Source organism: Micromonospora sp. NPDC005298 (assembly GCF_040607375.1).
In the GTDB taxonomy this organism is placed as follows: Bacteria; Actinomycetota; Actinomycetes; order Mycobacteriales; family Micromonosporaceae; genus Micromonospora.
Window position 1 is genome coordinate 1 of the sequence record NZ_JBEXGP010000020.1, and the last position, 22,720, is coordinate 22,720.

Genomic DNA, 22,720 nt, shown 5'->3' on the forward strand with positions numbered 1-22,720 from the left:
AACGGCGGCAACTGCGTCGAGGTCGCCACCAATCTCTCAGGTGTGGTACCCGTCCGCGACTCGAAGGACCGGCGGGGTCCGGTGCTGCTCTTCCCCCCGAGAGCCGTGGGAAGCGACGACGCCGGGCCGTTCGCGTCGATCCGGTGATCCCCGGAACTGAGCCGATGAGCAGCAGTCCCATCGATTCCGACGAAAGCGAGAGCAGCATGCCGCCGAACACCCCCGCAGCCGCCGCACCGGCCGTCTCCAGCAGCGAGCAGGCGGAGATCGCCGCCGTTCCCGCCCGCATGGTCAAGGCCTGGGCCGCGCACGACGCCGAGGCCTTCGCCGACCTCTTCACGCCGGACGGGACGATGATCCTGCCGGGCGTCTACCAGAAGGGCCGGGAGGCGATCCGCGCGTTCATGACCGCCGCGTTCGCCGGGCCGTACCAGGGGACGCGGGTCACGGGCACCCCGATCGACATCAAGCCGCTGGCCGACGGCGCCGTGGCGCTGCTGACCACCGGCGGTGTGCTTGCCGCCGGAGCGACCGAGCTGGCGGACGCGAGCGCCATCAGGGCCTCCTGGATCCTGGTCAACCGCGAGGGCCGGTGGCAGCTCGCCGTCTACCAGAACTGCCCGCGCGATTGAGCCGCTCCACCGGCTCCACGGGCGACCGACGCTCACCGCGGCGTCGGTCGCCTTTCGCGTCTCTACCGCAGGCCATCGGGCCACCAGCACCGCGCGGAGTCGCGCGGTGCTGGTGGCCCGGTGTTGTCGTCGAGATCAGCGCGGGAGCGAGCGGGCGAACGTACGGATGTCCTCGACCAGCAGCCCCGGCTGCTCGAGGGCCGGGAAGTGACCACCGCGGTCGAACTCCGTCCAGTGGCTGAGGGTCGGAAGGATCCCCTCGGCGAAGCGGCGCACCGGTCGTACCGCGTCCTTGGGGAAGGACGCGACTCCGACAGGCATCGTCAGGGGCCACGGCCCCGCCCAGGTCCGGACGAAGTCCTCGTCCAGGTGGGTGGACTCGTAGTACAGCTGGGCGCTGGATCCCGCCGTCGCCGTGAGCCAGTAGATCGTGACCGCGGTCAGCAGGTGATCGCGGCTCACGGCGTCCTCGGGCACCTTGTCCGAGTCGGTCCATTCCTTGTACTTCTCGGCGATCCACGCGAGCTGGCCCACGGGCGAGTCGGTCAGGGCGTAGGACAGCGTCTGCGGGCGCGTGGACTGGATCTTCTGCCACCCCATCCCGTCCTGCGCGAACCGGGCGGTGAAGTCCAGCCGCGCCAGGTCCGCCGCGTCCAGGTCGGCCATCGCCGCCGGATCGGGCGGGGGGAACGTCACGCACATGTTGATGTGGACGCCGGCGACGTGGGCGGGGTCGGCCAGGCCCAGTCGCAGCGAGATCGGCGAGCCCCAGTCACCGCCCTGGACGGCGTAACGGTCGTAGCCGAGGCGGTGCATCAGCTCCATCCAGGCCCGAGCCACCCGGTCGGTGTCCCAGCCGACCTGGCCGGTCGGACCGGAGAACGCGAAGCCAGGGATCGAGGGGATGACCAGGTGGAAGGCGTCGGCCGGGTCGCCGCCGTGCGCGGCGGGATCGGTCAGTGGCCCGATCACGTCCAGGAACTCGGCCACGGTGCCCGGCCAGCCGTGCGTCAGGATCAGCGGCAGCGCGCCGGCCTCGGGCGATCTGATGTGCATGAAGTGGACGCTGGTGCCGTCGATCTCGGTCAGGTACTGCGGGAACTCGTTGAGCCGGGCCTCGACCGCCCGCCAGTCGAATTCGGTCCGCCAGTAGCTGGCCAGCTCCTTGAGGTATCCCAGGGGCACTCCGCGGTCCCAGCCGACGCCGGGCATCTCGTCGGGCCACCGGGTGTCGTCGATCCTGCGTTTGAGGTCGTCCAGAGCGGACTGTGGGAACTCGATGCGGAACGGGCGCATGTCGATACCTCCGGGTCAGTCTCGGGTCGCTACGAGCGGGGCGGGTGCCGGTCGTCCGGAGCGCCGGAACGTCCGGAACACCCGGCCGGGACGGAGCAGAGCCGCCGGTTCGTCGATGAGGCCCGCGACCCGCATGAAGGCGTTGGTGAGGCTCGCGTCGTGGACCGCTGCCCGCTGGAGCCGGGCGATGTAGGCGTTGATCATGCGTACCTTGGCGGTTCGGGGACCCTCGACCCCCGCGTAGCCGAGGTCCGCGACCGCCGCGAAGTCCCACGGCGAGTCGATCTCCCGGGCGATCTTCTGGAAGAACTCCTGCGGCCGCGGCACCCTGGACTGCCGGAGCTGAGCGGCGAGGATCTGGGACTCGATGGCGGCGACGGCCATGCCCTGCGCGTACACGGGGTTGAAACTGCACACCGCGTCACCCATGACCAGCAGGCCCTCCGGGAAGCGGGACAGCTGCTCGTAACGGCGTCGGACGCTGGCCGGGAAGCGGAACATCACCGCGTCGTCGACCGGCTCGGCGGCGCGGACGGACTCGTAGATCTCCGGCACCGGCACGGAGCGGACGAACTCGAGGAAGCCCTCGTGGTCGGTCGGCGGATAGTCGCCGAGCACACCGGTGAGGGACAGCTCGACCAGGCCGTCGTCCCCGGGCTGCCGGTAGTAGAGCGCACCGCGCGGATGCGACGGGGTCGCCGCCGCGATGATGGCGATGTCGCTGCCGAAGGGATCCTTCGACACCCGGAAGTGGCGGGTGGTGTAGGCGAGGTCGACCTTCACCTTGTCCTCGGCCGGCCGGTCGTAGCCGAGCTCCTCCAGCCAGGCCGGCGTCCGCGAACCCCGGCCGGTCGTGTCGACCACCAGGTCGGCGGACAGGACCTCGACGCCCGCACTCCCGTCGCGCCGCTGCACGCGGACGCCGGTGACCCGTCCCTTGTCGGCAGTGGTCTCCAACCCGACGATGTCGTGCTGCTCGACGAACCGGATGTGGCCGACCTTCTGCACTCTGCTGCGGACGATCCGCTCGATGACCGGCCGGGTGCAGGGCACCGAGAGCAGGCCGGTCCGGGCCGGGCGCAGCAGCATGCCGTTGAAGTACCAGCGGATGTCGCCGCTGAAATCGCCCGGGCGGATACCGGCGGCCTGCAGGTCCGTCAGGAGGCCGGGGAACTGTTTCTCCAGAATCTGCTGGCCGCGGGCGACCAGGCCGTGGGCATGGCGGCCGTGCGGCACGCCGCGCCGGGGACCCGTCACTCCCGCCAGCTCATCGCGGTCCACCACCAGGACCTCGGGGTAGACCTCGGCGAGGACGTCGGCGGCAAGCAGGCCGGCCAGGCTACCGCCGAGCACCACAGCGCGGGGTACGAGCTGCTCAGGCATCGCGATCTTTCCTCCTCTGCGGACCGTGACCTCCGACAGAGCCGGGGCCACCGCCAGCATCGGCGAGCACGCCCGGCCGGACACCTTCCGCTGTGCTGCGGAAACTTGGCCGGCCGCAAGCACGGAGAGGTCTCACCGGGCGGCGCCGGACAGGATTGCTGACATGACGCATTCAGGCGACGCGCGGATCCTCCGGCGGCTGAGCTCCGGCGACACCGATCCGATCCTGGTCGCTGACTTCCAGGCGATGTCGATGTCACCGCGCCTGAGCGACATGCTCAGCGAGCGCATCCAGGGCCGGCCCGTGTTCCAGATCGACCCCATCGGCGTGCTGTCCGGCGAGCGTCGGTACGTGCCGCTACCCGAGCTCGCGGGGGCGTGCGCGGACGAGTTCCAGGAGGCCGGCGCGCAGCACGGCCGGGCCATCGTCGTCGGGCACTGCAGTGCCGCGCCGCTGGCCCTGCACGTCGCGGACCTGCTGGCGCACGAGCGTCCGGTCACCGCGGTCCTGGTGAACCCGACGTGGCCCGGCAACGAGCACGTGACTGTGAAGTTCGACGAGTTCCTCGCCAAGTTCGGGCCGGCCGCCCGTCCGGCGCCCGACCTGAACGACGACCCCGAGCTGGTCGTCGCGGCGATGGCGCAGATCCTGCTCGACGAAGTGACCGCACTGGCCGCCAGCCGCGGCGTCAGCAGCTCCGCGGGAGCCTTCTCGGACCTGATCGTGTGGTACCGCGCGTGGCTGGCGTTCCTGCTGGCGGGCCGCAACGACCGGCAGATCCGGCACACGGCCGGTCAGGCGGCGGTGACGGTGTTGTCCGACTCTCCCTCGCAAGTCACGGTGCCCGGCCGCGACGAGCACACCTTCCTGGTCCGGGAACTGCCACCGCAGCCGGTGGGAACGGTCACACCCGAGCTGGCGGAGATCGTCGCCGAGCGTGTCGCGACGAATCAGTCCTCGATCGCCTGACGGACGCGACCGGCCGGCACCGGCAGCGCCTGGCCGCCCAGAACTGTCAGCTTGAGCAGGCTGTCGGCCTGGCAGGCCTCCTGGAAACCGGGGTCGTAGACCGAGTAGGTGTGGAACACACTCCCGTCGTGCTGGATGAAACAGCTCAGGCCGGCGACCTCGACGGGAATGTCGCTGACGACCAGGTCGTTCGGTGTGCCGGCCGCGAGGATCTCGGCCTTGGGAACGAAGTTGTCCATCACCGGGGCGACACGCTCGTCGAGCGTGACGTGGAAGTCGTAGTTGAAGTCACTGCCGAACGACGAGTACCAGGGGAAGTCCCACCAGCGGCCGGCCTTGACGGCCTCCAGGCGGGCCGACGGTGCCAGGGACACGGCGACGAAGGCGGTGTCCCGGGCCCGTAGCGCCGCGTGCAGCCCGGGACCGAGCCGGTCCGCGAAGGCCGCGCAGGTCGGGCAGGCGGTGTCCCAGGTCGGATCGAACATGAAGTGGAAGACGATCAACTGCCGGCAGCCCTCGAACAGCTCCGGCAGGCTCACCCGGCCGCGCGGGCCCTCGAACGTGTAGGGCTTCTCGATCCGCACCATGGGCAGGCGACGCCGGGCCACCGCCAGGTCGGCGTGCTGCTCGGGGAGCTGCTCCTCCAGCGCCAGGAGCTCCCTTCGGGCCGTCAGCCACTGATCACGCGAGACCATCGGCGGCAGGAACATGAACATCTCCTCATCGGTCGGTGAGCTTCATCGGCAGTGGTGAATCTCGGGAGCCGCCCGCCTCATCGCCCGGCGCCCCCGTTGCGCGGAGCGAAGAGGCCGATCAGCATCACACCCGCATAGCCGTAGTGCGGGGTCTCGGAGGAGACCGGCGACGGGTGTAACTGACCGAGCACTCGACACGCCTGGGGCCGCCGCTCGCCCAGTCCCCAGATCTGGAAAGCCCGCGCCAGATGTCCGGACCAGTACGCCGGGACGACGGCCCTGAACAGGCCGAGAACAGGACGATGCCCGGCGCCGTTGATCCAGCCGACCGAGCGCGGCCGTATACCGAGATCGTGGCCACAAGCCCCTCCGTAACAATTGTGGAATGCACCTGGTGGCACCGCATCCACGATGAGCCGGGGGACAACCGGTGAACCTTCCAAAGTGCTCCCCCGAGCATCGGCGCGGCTCTGCGACGGCACCCGAAATGAGGAGGGCAATTTCGAACAGCCGGGGGCCGGAACCCCATACAATCATGCGCATGACTGTCGATGACCGCAAGCAAAAGATCTCTCGCCGCCGACCGAGGTGTCGGCGCGCAGAGGCCGAATTGTCATCGGCAGCGTGATCGCCGGCGTGCTCATGGCCATTCTGTGGTCGTGCGCGCTGGTCGACCACGCCATCGGCGACAATGTCGCCAACACTGCGCTCGGCCCCGCGACGCCAACACCACCGCCGGCGGTGTCGCGCTAGCCGGTCTGGCATTCACGTTCGTCTCCGGCCTGCGTCAAGCGGCGGAAGGCGACGTTCCCCCGCACCGGAAAGTCATCGACGTCCGGGCGCGTACACCGTGCCTCTGACGCGTGATCGCGCCGCCCGGTCCATCGGGCGGCACGGTCACGCACCCGACGACGTCACCCGACGGTGTTCCCGCTGTGGGCGTCGTTCCCCATGTCCTGACGGGCCGCGATGTGCCGGGCGGCGGTCAGGCTCGCCCACGCCGTGATCTCGACAAGGGCCGCGTCGTCCGCGCCGGTCGCCCGTACGCCGGCCACGACGGGGTCGGTGATGCGGAACGACGAGACGGCGGTGAGCAGAGCGAGGCGGGTCGCCGGGCGGTCCCGGGCCGGCAGGGTGTCGAGACGCACCTGAAGCCACGGCGCCGTTCCCGCGTCGGGACCAGGGTCGCGCAGGGCGTCGCGGACCAGGTCGCGCGCCGCGGTCGTGAGCCGCCGCTCGCCACCCTCGTCGATGGCGCTGGCCGCGCGGGCCAGGGCGTTGGCGATGCTGGGACTGCTCGCCGCCCAGCGCAGGTCGTCGGGCAACCGCGCGGCGGGCAGGAGGTCGTCGGTGTCGAGCCCGGGTAGGGGCGCGGAGGAGGCCAACCGCCGCATCACCCGGGCCGCGCCCCGCCGCACCACGTCGCGTGCGATGCCCTGCACCGGTGGCAGCGGCGACTCGTGGAGGAAGACGTTCACCATGCGGTTGATGTACTGGAAGGTCAGGACCGTGCCGACCAGCTCCGGCGCCTGGGCCCGCGGGAAGGGGGCCGGGCCGGGAGCCTCGGCGGACGTGAGCGCCCAGCCGGCTAGCGTCCGCAACCGGTCGTCGGCCACCTGCCCGATGCGGCCCGCGGCGATGGCCTCGGGGTCCTTCCCACGGACCAACCCGCGCAGCGTGGTGCTGTGCACCTCGGCGCAGTACGGGCAGTTGTTCGCGAGCGAGACGGCCGCCGCGACGGCTTCCTTCTCCGCGCGGGGAACCAGCCCGGGCACCACGAGCACCTCACGCAGGATCGACCAGCTGGCCGCCAGCACCGAGGGCGCGGGAGAGTGCAGGGCGAGAGGCGGGGCGAGCATGCCGAACTCCGCCTCGATCCGCCGGTACACGGTGCCCACGAGACCGGTGGCCGCGGCGAACGGCACCGGACGCACGTACCGGAAATGCGAACGGCCAGCGCGGCGCGTCGCGCGCGCGAACAGTGTGGTCATGCCGATCCCGTCTCTGCGTCAGGCGATGGTTGAGGGTCGGTGCCGGTGGAAAGCACCGCCGCCACACCGGCTCGTCCGGCACAGCGGCGGCGCTCGCTCAGGCCACCGCTGGTACGCCCCTGCCGGCGGTGATGCGGACCGCGACGGCCGGTACCCGCGATTGTCGTGCGGTCCCGGCGTCGAACTCGGTCATGGGGTCAGCCTCGCATCGACCGCCGGTGCGTCCACCTCGCGCGTTGCCGGACGGGGGGTCGGACACGCCCAAGGGGTCCGTGTCGTCTCGATACACAGATGCCGGAACTGCGCACGCTGGAGGATCCTTTGCCGTCCGGTCCGATGTGACAGTGGTGCCGTGACGAAGAACGCCCACGATCGATGGCCCGACGCCCGAGCCGCCGCGCATCAGGCCGCCCAGCGCTTCATCGCGCTCGTCAAGTCGTGCCCGACGCCGACGAGCACCATGGTCACCAAGGACTGGACAGTGTCGGACACCACGATGCACGTACTGTCCATCGTGGTGCTCTACGTCTCGCTGGTCGACCCCGATGTCGAGCCACCGCCGGTGCCCGGGCTCGCCAGCGCTCTGGAACGGACGACAGTGGACACGGTGTCGTCCCTCAACGTGCTCGTCATGCGGCACCTGGCCGAGCGGGACGCCGACGTGCTGTGCCGGGAACTGTCGGACACCCTCGACCACCTGCTCCGCGCCAGCGCGCACGCCGATCCGGGCAGCGTCGTGCGTTGGCTCGGCGGGGCGTCGGTCACCGTCGCGGGCCTGTTCGCCCACCTGACGAACGAGCTCCTCGTCCACGGCTGGGACATCGCCCAGGCGACGGGCCGACCGTGGACGATGCCGGAGGCCGAGGCCGCGCTGTTCTTCGAGCTGTTCTTCCTCGACATGGTGCGGCACGACCACGGCGTCCTCATCGACACCGGCGCCCGCCAGCCCGCTCGTCCGGTCGCGGTGGCGTACCGGTCGGCGTACACCGCGGAGACCACGACCGTCCTGAAGGACGGCCGGCTGAGCATCGCTCCGCCCGGCACCCCGCCTGACGCGCGCATCACCTACCGTCCGGCGCGGTTCAACCTCATGCTGTTCGGGCGCATCAGCATGGTCTCGGCGGTGCTGCGCCGCGACGTGGTCATCGGTGGGCCCCGACCGTGGCTGCTGCCCGGCTACCTCCGGGTCGTCCACATGCCGAACTCGTGACCGGCCGGCGCGGCGGGACCGGCGTACGGCGAGGAGGCGGTCGGGCCGGCGGTGGCTGTCCTCCCCCGCCGGCCCGGTCGCCTCGTCAGTTGTTGTACGGCATCGTGGGGAACCATCCGTGCCCGAACATGGCGGGCAGCCGGACATCCCAGTAGACGACAGTGAAGACGCCCAGGGCGATCAGCAGGGCGCCGGTCACCGCGACGGTGCGCGCCGGGTCGCTGGAGAGCCAGGCGATGGCACGTCCCCGACTGAGCAGCACGATCAGGCTGAACAGGGCGGTCACGATGACGATGTTGCCGAGGGACTGGAGGATGAACGCCCCGGCGCCGTACAGCGGGTTGCCACTGTCCACGGCCCAGTGGAACAGCTTGTTGAACAACGGGTACGGGCGTCCGATGAGGAAGGCGCCGACGAGCCCGCCGAGGGTGACCACGCGGGCGACCGGGCGTCGGGCGAACGGGTCGGGCAGGACCCCGAGAGCGGCGAGCCCCAGGTAGACGAAGGCCAGGCCCACCAGGCCGAACACCACGATCGACTGCCAGAGGCGTACGGGTATGCCGCCGGCCGTGTCGGTCGACAGCTGCGGCAGCCGGTCGCCGATGAGCACTCCGACGAAGCCGTAGACACCGGAGACCGTCACCATGCCGAGAGTCAGCCATCCCACCGGCTTGAGCATGCTGCGCAGGCCGCTGCGGGTGGGAGAGTGGGCACTGGCCTGGCTCATCGGGCCGATGGACGCCGCCATGGCGATGTTGCAGGCGGTGAACGTGCCGGCCAGCCCGGAGACGAACGCGAACGCCAGACCGGCCACGGTACCGCCGATGGCGGTGGCCTTGGCGTCGTGGCCGAGCAGGGTGTTGGCGACGTTGTCGCCGATGACGTGGTCGACGAACTCGAACGACCAGAGGATGGCCAGCAGCACGCCGGCCACGACACTGCCGACGATGATCCGGCCCCGGTGCTCGGGCCCGCTGCTCGGCGGCACAGTGATTGCCTGGCGGTGATCATGCAGAGTCATGGACGTCATTGTCTGGGTAGATCCGGCGAGTGGGCTGTCACGGATTGCTGTTTGCTCCGGGCAGGCCGGCAATACGTGATAAAAGCGCATCGTCGCGTGGGCATAATCACCCGTTTTGTCACAGTGCCGGGCGCTCCGTCGAATCTTGCGCGCAGTGCGCCGACGGACGCCACAAAACGCTTGCAGAAGCTGTCGTGCGGCCGCTATGAAGATTCACGAAAGACAGTGTGACGACAGCTCCGGTGCGCATCGGAGCAATTTACGAGATGGGTTGTCCCCGGTACGATCCCATCGTTGAGTCGGCGCCGTCGGGTGCCTTCAAAATGGTGCGGAGGGGCATGTGGCCACGCTAGCGAGAAACAACCAGCGTTCTGTCAGTTGGATGAACGGGGCAGGTCATCGACTGACCCTCGGCGTCTTCATGTTCATTGTGTTGGCCCACTGGGCCGAGCACCTGGTGCAGGCCGCGCAGATCTGGGCATTCAACCAGCCGCGACCGCAGGCGAGAGGCGTTCTCGGCCAGTTCTACCCGTGGCTGGTCTCGTCCGAGCTGCTGCACTACGGCTACGCGATCGTGATGCTGATCGGCCTGTTCGCGTTGCGCGACGGGTTCGTCGGCCGTGCCCGGACGTGGTGGACCGTGGCCTTGGCCATCCAGTTCTGGCACCACATCGAGCACCTGCTGCTGCTGATCCAGGCGCAGACGCACCACTTCCTGTTCGGCGCCGCGGTGCCGACCAGCATCCTTCAGTACTTCTACCCCCGCGTGGAGCTGCACCTGTTCTACAACACCGTCGTCTTCGTCCCGATGGTGGTCGCCATGTACTTCCACCTGCGCCCCAAGGATGCTGAGCGGGAGCTGACCGCCTGCACGTGCGCCCGCGAGCTGGTCCGGGTCTGACCGCGATGAACAGCACCACCCGGTGGGGGCGGATCGCAGCGGCGGCCGGAGCGGTCATCGTCGTCGCGATCGGCGTGCTGATGTACGCCGGGAGCCGGGGCGCCGACCTCGGACCGGTCTACCCGGCCGACGGCGCGGCCCTGCGCGAACCGCCCCACCAGGTGTCGCTCACCTTCGACGAGGCGGTGCGACCCGCCCAGATCCACATCGGGGTCTCCGACGGCAGCGGCCATCTGGTGCCGTCCGGTGCGCCGGAGGTTGCCGGCACGGCGATCAACAAGCTGGTCACCATCCGGGCCGACGGTGACTACGTGCTGGCCTATCACGTGGTCCTGGACGACGGCCGCACCTTCACCGGCACCAACCGTTTCCGGGTGTCCTCGACGCTCGCGGCCCCGGCGCCCGGCGATGTCGCCCAACCGGCCGCCGGTGACCACGACCACTTCGGTAGCGATCCGCTCAGCGTCGTGCTCACCGTCGTGGCCGCGGGATCGGTCATCGCGCTGCTGGTCATGCTCATCCACCGGCCCCAGCCCCGCCGGTCCTAGGACGTGCGTCGAATCCACCAGCCGGCCCACGTCGTCTCCGATGGCGACCGGCCGCATCGCAGGAAATAGTCCGGACGCGATACCGCGTCCGGACTGTTTCGCATTCGCGGATTTCGGCAGGATTCGGCTGTCCGACCTGCCCGGCCCTCGGCAACACCAAAGAAGACACCTCAGCGATGCCTTGCCAGGCTCAGGGAGATGGCGAGGCGTACAACGCTTCCCAATGTCGGCCTAGTGGCACAGGAGTAGCCCACCGATGAACGCTCTCCGAGTGATTCGCCGCAAGATAATGACGCCCAACCGATCCGCCACCAGGATGGATGTCCGCGGATTCCACGTCAAGAGCCCCGAGGCGCGCACGCTGCTGGAGACCGTCGGTGGCACTTTTCTTGACGGTTTCGGAATCGCAGCCCAGGCTCGGACACCGGCTGACGCCGAGGCGCCGTTGGCGGCCGTACCCACACGGTTCCGCGGTTTTGCCAACGAGGGCGCCGCCATGGCTTTCGCGATCCGCGACGGCATGCGCCCCGGCGGACGCAATGTCGAACGCTATCTGGCCGGCGCCGGCGCCGACCACATCTACATGGCGTACGTCGGCGTCGGGTGGGCCATGGCGCGACTGCCCCGGCTCTGCTGGTCGAGGCTGCACGCGCCCGATCCGCTGCTGCGCTGGCTGGTGCTCGACGGCTACGGGTTCCACCAGGCGTACTTCCGCACCGAGCGGTACGTCTACGACCTGTACGAGGACAGCTCGATCCCGTGGCGTGGCGGGACCGCGCGGGACTACGCCACGCGCGCCACCGACCAGGGCATCGGTCGGGCTCTCTGGTTCATCGGCGGCACCGACGTCGAGGTCGTGACCGGCCTGGTCGAGCGCTACCCCCGTCGGCGGTGGGCCGACCTCTACAGCGGGATCGGGCTCGCCGCCACCTACGCCGGCGGCGCCACCGAGGCCGAACTGAACGCCCTGTGGGAGCACGCCAGGGACTACCGGCCGCAGCTGGCGCAGGGCGCCGCCTTCGCGGCCGGCGCTCGTGCCCGAGCCAACCTGGTCTGCCCGCACAACGAGATGGCCACCCGGATCCTGTGCGGGCAGCCGGTCGCGCTGGCGCAGAAGGTCACCGATGAGGCGATGGTGGACCTTCCGGGCGACGACCAGGTACCGGCGTTCGAAGTCTGGCGCCAACGGATTTCGGATGCTTTTGCTCGTTCCGGACACTACGCACTAACCGCCACGGAGCAAAAATGACCCGGATCGCTATTGTCGGCATGGCCTGCCGCTACCCCGATGCCAACAGCCCACGGGAGTTGTGGGAGAACGCGATCGCCGGGCGACGCGCGTTCCGCCAACTGCCGTCGGAGCGGATGAACCTCGACGACTACTGGTCGGCCGACCCGGACGCACCCGACCGGTTCTACGCCCGCATGGCCGCGGTCATCGAGGGTTACGAGTTCGACCGGCTGGCCTTCAAGGTGGCGGGCAGCACGTACCGGTCGACCGACCTGACCCACTGGCTCGCCCTGGACGTCGCGTCGCAGGCGCTGGCCGACGCCGGTTTCCCCGGCGGCGAGGGACTCCCCCGCCAGCGTACGGCCGTCATCGTCGGCAACAGCCTGACCGGCGAGTTCTCGCGCGCCAGCCAGATGCGGCTGCGCTGGCCGTTCGTCAGGCGTACGGTCGCCGCCGCGCTACGGCGCGAGGGCTGGGACGACAACCGGCTCGGCGCGTTCATCGCGAAGCTGGAGGGCGTCTACAAGGCGCCCTTCCCCGAGGTGGACGAGGACACCCTCGCCGGCGGTCTGTCGAACACGATCGCCGGGCGCATCTGCAACTACTTCGACCTCAACGGTGGCGGCTTCACCGTCGACGGCGCGTGCTCGTCGTCCCTGCTGGCGGTGGCCACCGCCTGCAACAACCTGGTCGACGGTGTGGTGGACGTGGCCGTGGCCGGCGGGGTCGACCTGTCGATCGACCCGTTCGAGATGATCGGTTTCGCCAAGACCGGGGCGCTGGCCCGCAGCGAGATGAAGGTCTACGACCGGGGCGCGAACGGGTTCTGGCCCGGTGAGGGCTGCGGCATGATCGTTCTGATGCGCGAGGAGGACGCCCTGCGCAGCAACCAGCGGGTGATCGCCACCGTCGCTGGCTGGGGCATGTCCTCCGACGGCAAGGGCGGCATGACCCGGCCGGAGTTCAGCGGCTACCAGCTGGCGATGCGGCGGGCGTACGAGCGGGCCGGGTTCGGCGTCGAGACGGTGAGCATGTTCGAGGGGCACGGCACCGGCACCTCGGTCGGCGACGCGACCGAGCTGCGCGCCTTGTCCGAGGCCCGGCGTGCCGCCGGCGCCACCGGCACGCCGGCAGTGGTCGGCTCGGTCAAGGCGATGATCGGCCACACCAAGGCAGCCGCCGGCGTGGCGGGCCTGATCCGGGCCGCGATGGCCGTGCACCACCAGGTCATGCCGCCGGCGCTGGGCTGTAGTGATCCCCACGACCTGCTGACCGCCCCCGACGCGACGCTGCGGGTGCTGCGTCAGGCGGAGCCGTGGCCGGCCACCGGTCCGGTCCGCGCCGGCGTGACCGCGATGGGCTTCGGTGGCATCAACACCCACGTCGTGCTGGAGAACACCAGACGGCGCAACGGATTCGACGTCCGCACCCGGGCGATGGCCACCGCCATCCAGGACCACGAGCTGCTGCTGGTCGACGCGGCCTCGGCCACCGAACTGTCGGACCGGCTGCGGGAGCTCGTCGACTTCGTGCCGGTGCTCTCGTACGCCCAGCTCGGCGACCTGGCCGCGACCCTGCATCAGCGGCTACGTGACCTGCCCTTCCGCGCGGCAGTGGTGGCCAGCTCGCCGGCGGACGCCACCGCGCGGCTGCGGAGCCTGCTGGAAAAGGTCGAGGCCGGCGAGACGACGAGCTTCAGCGCGGACGGGCGGACCCTGCTCGGGTACTTCGCGAGGCGCGGCCAGGTCGGCTTCCTGTTCCCCGGCCAGGGATCCGGGCAGGGGACCAGCGGCGGCGCGCTGCGACGCCGCTTCACCGAGGCGGACGCGGTGTACACCAAGGCCGCCCTACCGACCGGCGGCGACTCCGTGGCGACCGAGGTGGCGCAACCCCGGATCGTCACCGGGTCGCTCGCCGGCCTGCGGGTCCTGGCCTCGCTCGGCCTGAACGCCTCGGTGTCCCTCGGTCACAGCCTCGGCGAACTCACCGCCCTGCACTGGGCCGGGGCTCTGGACGAGGACGCGCTGCTGCGGCTCGCAGCGGAGCGCGGTCGGGCCATGAGCGAGCACGGTGTGACCGGCACGATGGCCAGGATCAGCGCACCGGCGGTGGAGGTCGAGCAGATCATCCACGGCTCGGACGTCGTCATCGCCGCCTACAACAGCCCGCAGCAGACGGTCATCGCCGGACGCGTCGACGCCGTCGAGGCGGCCTGTGTCCGGGCCCGCGAAGCTGGCTACGTGGCCGGCCGGCTACCCGTGTCGCACGCGTTCCACTCGCCGCTCGTCGCGAAGGCGGCCGGGGTGTTCGGGGCGGCCCTCGACGGCCAGGCCTGGGCGCCGCTGACCGGTCGGGTGATGTCCTCCGTGACCGGCGAGCCGTTGCCGGCCGACGCGGACCTCACCGGGCTGCTGCGCGACCAGATCACCGACCCGGTGCTGTTCCAGCAGGCCCTCGCACTCGTGGGCAAGGAGGTCGACCTGTTGATCGAGGTCGGTCCCGGCCGGGTGCTCACCGGGCTCGCCGCAACCGCGGAACTGCGCGCCGTTGCCCTGGACACCGACGACGAGTCGCTGGCCGGCGTGCTGCGGGTGGTCGGGGCGGCGTTCGTGGTCGGCGCCGCCGAGGTCGACTCGAGCCTGTTCCACGGCCGGCTGCTCAAGCCGTTGGAGATCGGAGCCAGGCAGTCGTTTTTCGCCAGTCCGTGTGAGGCGGTCCCGGCACTCGACATCGACCTACCGGTCCAGCCGGCCGTTCCGGCGCCGTCGGCCCAGGCCCAGACGACCTCTGCGGCGGGCGGCGCGACGGTGGCCGACGATGCCCCGACCTCCAGTCTGGAGCTGCTGCGCAGGCTCGCCGCCGAACGGGCCGAGCTGCCCCTGGACCTGGTGCGTCCGGACAGCCGGCTGCTCGACGACCTGCACCTGAGCTCCATCACCGTGGGTCAGATCGTCAACCAGGTCGCCACCCAACTCAAGATCCCGGTGGGCCAGACCCCGCCGAACTTCGCCACCTCGACCGTACGGGAGCTCGCCGACGCCTACGAGGCGCTGGCGCGCAACACCGAAACCGTCGAGGCGTCCGTGCCGGTGGCACCCGCCGGCGCGGCGGGCTGGGTCCGCCCGTGGTCGGTGGACCTGGACGTCGCTCCGGTTCCGCCCCGGGTCGCCCGGGAGTCCGACGCCGCCTGGCAGGTCTTCGCGCCGGCCGGTCACCCGTACGCCCAGGACCTGGGCGCCGCCCTGGCCCGCGCCGGGGTGGGTGCGGGCGTGCTGGTCTGCCTGCCGCCGGACTGCGTCGAGCAGGACCTCGAACTGGCCCTGCGGGGGGCCAAGGTGGTCCTGGCTGGTTCGTCGAACCGCCGCTTCGTCCTGGTCCAGCAGGGCCGGGGCGCGGCCGGTCTGGCCAAGACACTGCACCTGGAGTCGCCGCAGACCCGGGTCACCGTGGTCCACCTGGCCGACGCCGACGAGGCGGTGGCGCGGGTCACGGCGGAGACCGCGGTGACGGAGTCCTTCGCCGAGGTGTTCTACGACGCGGACGGCACCCGTCGCACCCCGACGCTGCGGGTGCTGCCCTACGAGCCGGCTCGGACCGTCCAGGCCCTCGCGGCGCAGGACGTCCTGCTGGTCACCGGAGGCGGCAAGGGCATCACCGCCGAGTGCGCCCTGGCCATGGCCCAGGACAGCGGGGCCAAGCTCGCGCTGCTGGGACGGTCCGACCCGGCGAACGACGCCGAACTGTCGGCGAACCTCCAGCGGATGGCACAGGCCGGGGTCACCGTCGAGTACGCCCGGGCCGACGTCACCGACCCCGAGTCGGTCAGACGGGCGGTCGACACGCTGACCGCGACCCTCGGCCCGGTCACCGCGGTGCTGCACGGCGCCGGCCGCAACGAACCGGCCTCGCTGCTCACCCTGGAGGCCGACACCATCGGCCGTACGCTCGCGCCGAAGGTCGGCGGCCTACGTGCGGTGCTGGCAGCCGTCGACCCGGGACAGGTACGACTGCTGGTCACCCTGGGCAGCATCATCGGCCGCGCCGGACTGCCCGGCGAGGCGCACTACGCGACGGCGAACGAATGGCTGGACGACGCCACCTCCGAGTTCGGCCGGCAGAACCCGCACTGCCGCACACTCTGCCTCGAGTGGTCGGTGTGGTCGGACGTCGGCATGGGCGAACGGCTGGACGTGGTCGAGAAGCTCGACCGCGACGGGGTGAGCCCCATCCCACCGGATCAGGGGATCGCCGTGCTCCGTCGGCTGCTGGCCGACCCGGACAGCCCGGGCACCGTGGTGATCAGCGGCCGGACCCACGGCATCGACACCATGCGGTACGACGAGCCGGAGCTGCCGCTGCTGCGCTTCGTCGAACGCCCGGTGGTGCGCTACCACGGGGTGGAGCTGATCTGCGAGGTGGAGCTGAGCGGGGGAACCGACCTGTACCTGGCCGATCACCTGCTCGACGGCAACCAGCTCTTCCCGGCGGTCTTCGGCATGGAGGCCATGGCACAGGTCGCGACGGCGGTCACCGGAGCGGTCAACGCCCCGGTCATCGACAACGCCGAGTTCCTCCGACCGATCGTCGTACCGCCGCACGGCAGCACCCGGATCCGGATCGCGGCTGTCGTCACCGGCCCGGACACCGTCGAGGTCGCGCTGCGCAGCGAGGAGACCGGATTCAGCGCCGACCACTTCCGGGCCCGGTTGTGCTTCACGCCGACGCCGCCGGCGGCGGGGGCACCCGAACCCGTCGAGCCCGGCCTGCCCGAGGTGCCCCTCGACCCGGCGACCGACCTCTACGGCCCGGTCCTGTTCCAGGGACGCCGGTTCCAGCGTCTGCGGACGTACCACCTGGCCGCCGCGCGCGACGTGGACGCCACGGTGGCCGCGGACGCCTCGACCGACTGGTTCGCCGCCTACCTGCCGTCCACCCTGCTGCTCGGCGATCCGGGTGTGCGGGACGCGATGATGCACGGCAACCAGGTCTGCGTACCCGACGCGACGTTGCTGCCCCAGGGGATCGAACGGATCGTGCCGGCCGGCCCGGCCATGTTCGACGCCGACTCCCTCCGGTTCCGCGCCACCGAACGGTCCCGCGACGGCGACACCTACGTGTACGACATCGCGCTGCGCGACGCGGCCGGCACCGTGGTCGAACGGTGGGAGGGCCTGCGGCTGCGGGCCGTCCGCAGGCAGGACGGCTCCGGCCCCTGGCACCCGGTCCTGCTCGGCTGCTACCTGGAACGGGGCATGCGGGACGGGCTGGGTTCGCCGGTCGCGGTCGCGGTCGAACCCGCGCCGGCGGGTCCGGACCAGTCGACGACCACCATCGCGGTCGGTCGGGCACTGGGTACGCCGACCAAGGTCCGCTACACGAAGGACGGCCAGCCCCGGGTCACCGGTGAGCGGCACGTGTCGGCCAGTTCGGCTGCGGGTCTCGCGCTGTGCGTCGCGGCAGCGGGCCAGAGCGGCTGCGCCGTCACCCCGGTGACCGGCCGGACCCCGCAGGAGTGGGCGGACCGGCTCGGCACGCGGATGGAGCTGGCACAGCAGGTCGCCCGGGCCGCCGAGGAATCACTCGACATCGCGGCGACGCGGGTCCAGGTCGCCCTGGACTGCCTGCCCGCCGCCGACGAGTGGCGCCTGATCTCGACCGAACCGATCGGATGGGTCGTGCTCGGATGCGGTGACCGGCAGGTCGCCACGTTCGTCACCCGGGTGTCCGGCGCGCCGGACAAGATCGCCGTGGCCATTCTCAGCGGAGGGCGTGAATAGGCAGTGACAAAATTCTACGAGTACCGCCACACCGTGGGGTTCGAGGAAACCAACATGGTCGGCAACGTCTACTACGTCAACTATCTGCGGTGGCAGGGCCGGTGCCGGGAGATGTTCCTCAAGGATCGGGCGCCGGCGGTTCTCGCGGACCTCCAGCAGGACCTGAAGTTGTTCACGCTCAAGGTGGACTGCGAATTCTTCGCCGAGCTGACCGCCTTTGACGACCTGTCCATCCGGATGCGCCTGACCGAGTTGGCGCAGACCCAGGTGCAGTTCGGCTTCGACTACGTGCGGTTGGACGACAGTGGGGAGACGCTTGTCGCGCGCGGCAGTCAACGCGTCGCCTGTATGCGGGGTCCCAACACCCGGACGACTCCGGCCCGCGTGCCGGAGGCGCTGGCCAAGGCCCTGCAGCCCTATGCCTAGGCGGCTTCCGGAGGCGAATGTGGAAAGGCTCCAGCCAACTCAGGACGTGGTCCACGAGCAGGCGTCACTGCGCCGGGTGTTCGGCGCCTTCGCCACCGGCGTCACGGTGGTGACCGTCGGCGGGGAGATCGCGCACGGCATGACGGCGAACTCCTTCACCGCGGTCTCCCTGGACCCGCCGCTGGTCCTGGTCTGCGTCGGGCGCGACGCGCTCATGCACGACATCCTGGAGCAGCGGCCGACCTTCGCGGTGTCGATCCTGGCCGCCGACCAGACCGCGCTGGCCAGGTACTTCGCCGACAAACGGCGGCCGGTCGGCCAGGACCAGTTCAACGCGGTCCCGTGGTCGCCGGGGACGTACAGCGACGCGCCGCTCATCGACGGGTCGCTGGCCCATCTCGAATGCGAGCTTGAGCAACGCCACGAGGCGGGCGACCACACCATCTACGTCGGTCGGGTGCTGTCACTGTGGCGCCGACCCGGCGACGACGCACTGCTGTTCCTCAACGGCCAGTTCCTGCGTACCGATCCGGCGCCGGTGCCGGCCCAGCCGGGGCCCACCGGCGCCGCATAGGCCGGCTCGTTCCCGGCGGCCACCGCCGCCGATCTGTTCGGACAATTTCCGTCCCATTCGGGACCGCGCGGACCCGGCGGGGCCATTTCGGTGGCCCGCCGGGCCTTCGGCGCGTTCGCCACCAGCCCATTGCGCATTTCGCGAGAAGACCCCACGCGGCGCAGAACCCACGATTTCCTCGGCAGGAACTGCTGCCGCCGTCCGGCGTCGGCTGACGCCTTTTCCGTCGAGATGAGAGGATCCAATGCGATCGAGCCCAGTCGCGGTGGTCCGCAGACTCGCCCCAGCACTATTCGTCCTCGTCCTGTGCACCACGCTGTTCGTGGTGGCCCAGCGACCCGCGATCTCCGCAGCCGACGAGGCCGCACTGGCCTCGCAGTTCCGTTTCACGGAAATGCCGATCGCGCTGCCGGAGAACCTCCCGCAGAAGTCGGTGCGGGTGGTCAATCCGAGGTACAAGCACATCCGGTCGTGGATCTCCTCGGTCGGCGCCGCCATCTCCATCAACGACCTGGACGGTCGCGGTGTGGCAAACGACCTGTGCCTCGTCGACACGCGATCCGACGCGGCCATCGTCACCCCGGCGCCGCTCGGCGGCGAGAACTACCAACCGTTCGTGCTGAACCCGGCTCCCCTGCCGATGAACGACGTCATCGCGCCGATGGGCTGCGTCCCGGGCGACTACAACGGTGACGGGTGGAACGACCTGCTGGTCTACTACTGGGGGCGTACCCCCGTGGTGTTCCTGCACCGGGGCCAGCCGGGCCCGCTGACCCTGGCCAGCTACCAGCCCGCCGAACTGATCGCGCCGTCCACCGGCCCCGGCGGCACCTACCAGGGCAAGCAGTGGAACACCAACGCCGTGGCGGTCGCCGACTTCGACGGCGACGGGCACCCCGACCTCGGGGTGTTCAACTACTTCCCGGAAAGCGGCGTGCTGGACCCCCACGGGCAGCCCAACGTCCAGATGAACCACTCCATGTCCCGGGCCACCAACGCCGGTGGAGCGCACATCCTGCGCTGGACCGGGGCGACCGCCACGTCGGTCTCCTTCGAGGAGGAACCGGCCATCAACCCCCGCTTCGCCACCGGCTGGACGCTGGGTGCCAGCTCGGCCGACCTCGACGGTGACCTGCTGCCCGAGCTCTACCTGGCCAACGACTTCGGTCAGGACCGGATGTTCCACAACCGGTCGAGCCGGGGCGACATCAAGTTCGAGCTGGTCGAGGGCGACCGGGACGCGCTCACGCCCAAGTCCCTGGTCGTCGGGCACGACTCGTTCAAGGGCATGTCCATCGAGTTCGGTGACCTGAACGGCAACGGCCAGTTCGACGCGTTCGTCAGCAACATCACCACTCCGTGGGGTCTGGAGGAGAGCAACCTCACCTGGATCAACACCGAGAGCAGCGAAGCCGGCGCCAAGGCCAAGCTGGAGAAGGGCATCGCGCCGTTCCACAACAAGGCCGCCGACCTCGACATGGCCTGGACCGGTTGGGGCTGGGACTCCAAGATGGCCGACTTCGACAACAGCGGCCACCTGGCCGTCGTACAGGCCTGCGGGTTCGTCAAGGGCTCCATCAACCGGTTCAACTGGCTACAGGAACTGGCCATGAGCAACGACCTGCTGCTGGAGAACCCGGACATGTGGCCCAAGGCCGAGCCCGGTGACGACATCGCCGGCCACGAGCCCATGGCGTTCTGGGTACGCGAGAGCGACGACCGTTACGTCAACATCAGCGCCAAACTCGGCCTCGACGTGCCGATCCCGACCCGCGGTGTGGCGGTCGCCGACACCAACGGCGACGGTGGTCAGGAGTTCGCGATCGCCCGCCAGTGGGGCGCGCCGGCCTTCTACCGCAACGACAGTGCCAACCGCGGTGACTTCGTCGGCCTGCGCCTGCACCGACCGGCCACGGCCGGCGCGGCGGCCGGACCGGTCGGCACCCCGGCGTACGGCGCCAAGGTCGTGGTCACCACGGCCGACGGTCGCCGGCAGGTCGCCCAGCTCGACGGCGGCGGCGGCCACTCCGGCAAGCGGAGCTTCGACGTGTTCTTCGGTCTGGGCGACCAGGGCTCGCAGCCCGTGTCGGCCGAGATCAGTTGGCGGGACCTGCAGGGGAACGCCCGGGTGCAGAAGGTCGACCTGGCCACCGGCTGGCACGACCTGATGCTGACCGACCAGGTCAAGGAGGTAGCAGCGAAATGACGGCGACGGACAGCGTCTCGACCGGTGACGGACGCGGCAAGAGCCACCTATCCAGCACCATCACCCTTCCGCCGCTGGCCAGGGACGTGCCGGTGCCGCCGGCGCTGCGGCGCGCGGAGGACAGGCAGGCAGGCCGGCCACCACGGGTGGACAGCCGGGACCCGCGCTACCTGGCGCTTCGGAACTTCGCCATCTCGATGAGCATCTTCAATATCCTGGGCTACACGGTCCTCGGGTTCGAGCAGCCGTGGGCCTGGCCGTTCTTCGCCCTGGCCATCGGTCTGGGCCTGGAGATCGTGATCGCGCTGATCGCCGCCTGGGCCACGCGGAGCACACCCGCCTTCGCCGGACACGGCGCATGGGGGTTGTTCACCTTCCTCCTACCGGCGTACATCACCACACTCGCGGTCAACATGCTGCTGTACGCGAACGACCGGTTCTGGCCGATCGCCCTCGCCGTGGTGATCGGTGTCGGCCAGAAGGCGGTCCTCGTCGCGCCGATCAAGGGGCGGATGCGGCACTTCATGAACCCGTCGAACTTCGGCATCACGATGAGCCTCGTCCTGTTCTCCTGGGTCAACATCGCACCGCCGTACCACTTCACCGAACACGTGCCGGACGTGTTCCGGATCATGATCCCGATCGTCCTGCTGACCGCCGGTACGGTCCTGAACGCCGTCCTGACCAAGAAGGTGCCGCTGATCCTGGGCTGGGTCGGCACGTTCGTCATCCAGGCTCTCGTGCGGCACTGGGTCTGGGACGTCAACCTGTGGGCCGCGCTGGTGCCGATGACCGGTGTGGCGTTCCTGCTCTACACCAACTACATGGTGACCGACCCCGGTACGACCCCGAGCAAGCCGATCCACCAGTTCATGTTCGGCATGAGCGTGGGCGTCGTGTACGGCGTGCTGATGCAGTTCAACATCGTGTACACGCTGTTCTTCGCGACGACCCTCGTCTGCCTCGGCCGGGGCGCCATGTGGTGGCTGAAGTGGCTGCGGGAGCGCCGCCAGCCGGCGGTCGCCGCGGCGGCACCGGCGAGCTGACCTTGGCCATCGGTGTCTCGGGCGGCGACACCGCCGCGGCGGTCCGCACCACTGACTGTTGCGTGTGGAGCATCGACCCGACGGATGCCCCCGACTGGTGCGAGGAGTTGCTCAGCGAACCGGAACGGGCCCGCGCCGAGTCGTTCCACACGGTCGTGGCACGACGACGGTTCACCTCGGCCACCGCGCTCGTCAAGGTCGCGGTGGCCGGGTGGGCCGGGTGTGATCCCTTCGAGGTCAGGCTGCGGCGGGAGTGCCCCGACTGCGGACGGCTGCACGGCCGCCCCGAGGTCGTGGGCGGCACACCTCACGTCTCCCTCTCGCATTCCGGGGACCGGGTCACGGTCGCGCTGTACGAGCACGGGCCGGTCGGGGTGGACGTGGAACAGGTGAACCCCGACGTGGACATGGACAGCATGCTGGGATTCGTGTTCGGCGAGGCCGAGCGCCGGGTCTTCAGCGCGGTCGAGGACCCCTCGGCCCGGCTCCGGGCCTTCTACCACTGCTGGACCCGCAAGGAGTCGGTGCTCAAGGCGACAGGTGACGGGCTGCGGATCCCGATGTCGAACGTGACGGTGGGGACGTCGGACGGGCGGGTGCGGCTGTCCGGCTTCACCGACCGTCCGGAGCTTGTCGAGACGGCACAGATCGTGGACCTGCGGTCCGAACCGGGATACGTCGGTGCGGTGACGGTGCTGTCGAAGCGGCCCGTACGGGTCTGGGAGCTGGACGGGGCGGACGCGTTCGCCACCGCGGCCGAACTCGTCCGCGACCGTTCACGGATCGCCGTGCGGTAGGGCGGTCCGCCGTTCG

The 22,720-nt window shown here is 70.3% G+C and carries 19 protein-coding genes; 14 read left to right on the forward strand and 5 right to left on the reverse strand.

Annotation, left to right across the window (positions count from 1 at the left end; translation table 11 throughout):
- A partial coding sequence (locus tag ABZS77_RS23225) for a DUF397 domain-containing protein (RefSeq protein ID WP_354826575.1) occupies positions 1 to 147 on the forward strand: 147 nt, incomplete at its 5' end.
- Between the two features lie 59 nt (positions 148 to 206).
- Positions 207 to 632, forward strand: a complete 426-nt coding sequence (locus ABZS77_RS23230) for an SgcJ/EcaC family oxidoreductase (protein ID WP_354826354.1) — start codon at positions 207 to 209, stop codon at positions 630 to 632.
- A 135-nt stretch (positions 633 to 767) separates the two neighbouring features.
- On the opposite strand, the gene ABZS77_RS23235 is transcribed toward ABZS77_RS23230, so the two are convergent.
- Both ABZS77_RS23235 and ABZS77_RS23240 read right to left on the reverse strand, forming a co-directional pair.
- Positions 768 to 1,928, reverse strand: coding sequence for an epoxide hydrolase family protein (locus ABZS77_RS23235; protein WP_354826357.1), 1,161 nt, complete (start codon positions 1,926 to 1,928; stop codon positions 768 to 770).
- A 15-nt stretch (positions 1,929 to 1,943) separates the two neighbouring features.
- A complete protein-coding gene (locus ABZS77_RS23240) occupies positions 1,944 to 3,311 on the reverse strand; it encodes an FAD-dependent monooxygenase (RefSeq protein WP_354826359.1) in 1,368 nt (455 codons plus the stop codon).
- Positions 3,312 to 3,474: 163 nt separating this feature from the next.
- Here ABZS77_RS23240 and ABZS77_RS23245 point away from each other — a divergent pair, with 163 nt between their 5' ends.
- The gene (locus ABZS77_RS23245) at positions 3,475 to 4,281 is read left to right on the forward strand and encodes an alpha/beta fold hydrolase (protein WP_354826361.1); all 807 of its coding nucleotides are present in this window, start codon (positions 3,475 to 3,477) and stop codon (positions 4,279 to 4,281) included.
- Here the strand turns inward: ABZS77_RS23245 and ABZS77_RS23250 are convergent.
- Positions 4,263 to 4,991, reverse strand: a complete 729-nt coding sequence (locus tag ABZS77_RS23250) for a DUF899 family protein (protein WP_354826364.1) — start codon at positions 4,989 to 4,991, stop codon at positions 4,263 to 4,265. The genes ABZS77_RS23245 and ABZS77_RS23250 overlap by 19 nt on opposite strands.
- A 609-nt stretch (positions 4,992 to 5,600) precedes the next feature.
- On the opposite strand from ABZS77_RS23250, the gene ABZS77_RS23255 reads away from it, so the two are divergent.
- Positions 5,601 to 5,729: a hypothetical protein gene (locus ABZS77_RS23255; RefSeq protein ID WP_354826367.1), complete on the forward strand. Its 129-nt coding sequence runs from the start codon at positions 5,601 to 5,603 to the stop codon at positions 5,727 to 5,729.
- Between the two features lie 161 nt (positions 5,730 to 5,890).
- Here the strand turns inward: ABZS77_RS23255 and ABZS77_RS23260 are convergent, their stop codons facing one another.
- Positions 5,891 to 6,967 (reverse strand): carboxymuconolactone decarboxylase family protein, encoded by a 1,077-nt coding sequence (locus ABZS77_RS23260; RefSeq protein ID WP_354826370.1) that lies wholly within the window; start codon positions 6,965 to 6,967, stop codon positions 5,891 to 5,893.
- 352 nt (positions 6,968 to 7,319) lie between these two features.
- Here ABZS77_RS23260 and ABZS77_RS23265 point away from each other — a divergent pair, with 352 nt between their 5' ends.
- On the forward strand, positions 7,320 to 8,177 hold the full coding sequence (locus tag ABZS77_RS23265; RefSeq protein WP_354826372.1) for a maleylpyruvate isomerase N-terminal domain-containing protein: 858 nt from the start codon (positions 7,320 to 7,322) through the stop codon (positions 8,175 to 8,177).
- 85 nt (positions 8,178 to 8,262) lie between these two features.
- Here ABZS77_RS23265 and ABZS77_RS23270 read toward each other — a convergent pair whose 3' ends face one another.
- Positions 8,263 to 9,198, reverse strand: coding sequence for a hypothetical protein (locus tag ABZS77_RS23270; RefSeq protein WP_354826375.1), 936 nt, complete (start codon positions 9,196 to 9,198; stop codon positions 8,263 to 8,265).
- A 421-nt stretch (positions 9,199 to 9,619) separates the two neighbouring features.
- Between ABZS77_RS23270 and ABZS77_RS23275 the strand changes: the two genes are divergently transcribed.
- From ABZS77_RS23275 to ABZS77_RS23315, 9 genes are all read left to right on the forward strand, one after another.
- Complete coding sequence (locus tag ABZS77_RS23275; RefSeq protein ID WP_354826378.1) at positions 9,620 to 10,099, forward strand: hypothetical protein; 480 nt, start codon at positions 9,620 to 9,622, stop codon at positions 10,097 to 10,099.
- Between the two features lie 5 nt (positions 10,100 to 10,104).
- Entirely contained in the window at positions 10,105 to 10,647 is a 543-nt protein-coding gene (locus tag ABZS77_RS23280; protein WP_354826381.1) for a copper resistance CopC family protein, read from the forward strand.
- Between the two features lie 256 nt (positions 10,648 to 10,903).
- Complete coding sequence (locus ABZS77_RS23285) at positions 10,904 to 11,896, forward strand: DUF1702 family protein (RefSeq protein ID WP_354826384.1); 993 nt, start codon at positions 10,904 to 10,906, stop codon at positions 11,894 to 11,896.
- Positions 11,893 to 17,655 carry a type I polyketide synthase gene (locus ABZS77_RS23290; protein ID WP_354826386.1) on the forward strand — a complete coding sequence of 1,921 codons (5,763 nt, stop codon included), beginning with the start codon at positions 11,893 to 11,895 and terminating at the stop codon, positions 17,653 to 17,655. The genes ABZS77_RS23285 and ABZS77_RS23290 overlap by 4 nt, the downstream gene beginning before the upstream one ends.
- A gap of 3 nt (positions 17,656 to 17,658) precedes the next feature.
- Positions 17,659 to 18,081, forward strand: coding sequence for an acyl-CoA thioesterase (locus ABZS77_RS23295; protein WP_354826389.1), 423 nt, complete (start codon positions 17,659 to 17,661; stop codon positions 18,079 to 18,081).
- Positions 18,082 to 18,127: 46 nt separating this feature from the next.
- Positions 18,128 to 18,655 carry a flavin reductase family protein gene (locus ABZS77_RS23300; RefSeq protein ID WP_354826578.1) on the forward strand — a complete coding sequence of 176 codons (528 nt, stop codon included), beginning with the start codon at positions 18,128 to 18,130 and terminating at the stop codon, positions 18,653 to 18,655.
- 244 nt (positions 18,656 to 18,899) lie between these two features.
- Positions 18,900 to 20,861 carry a CRTAC1 family protein gene (locus ABZS77_RS23305; protein ID WP_354826393.1) on the forward strand — a complete coding sequence of 654 codons (1,962 nt, stop codon included), beginning with the start codon at positions 18,900 to 18,902 and terminating at the stop codon, positions 20,859 to 20,861.
- A complete protein-coding gene (locus ABZS77_RS23310; RefSeq protein WP_354826396.1) occupies positions 20,858 to 21,907 on the forward strand; it encodes an enediyne biosynthesis protein in 1,050 nt (349 codons plus the stop codon). Before ABZS77_RS23305 ends, ABZS77_RS23310 begins: the two co-directional genes overlap by 4 nt.
- A gap of 2 nt (positions 21,908 to 21,909) precedes the next feature.
- A complete protein-coding gene (locus ABZS77_RS23315) occupies positions 21,910 to 22,704 on the forward strand; it encodes a 4'-phosphopantetheinyl transferase superfamily protein (RefSeq protein ID WP_354826399.1) in 795 nt (264 codons plus the stop codon).
- Positions 22,705 to 22,720 lie beyond the last annotated feature (16 nt).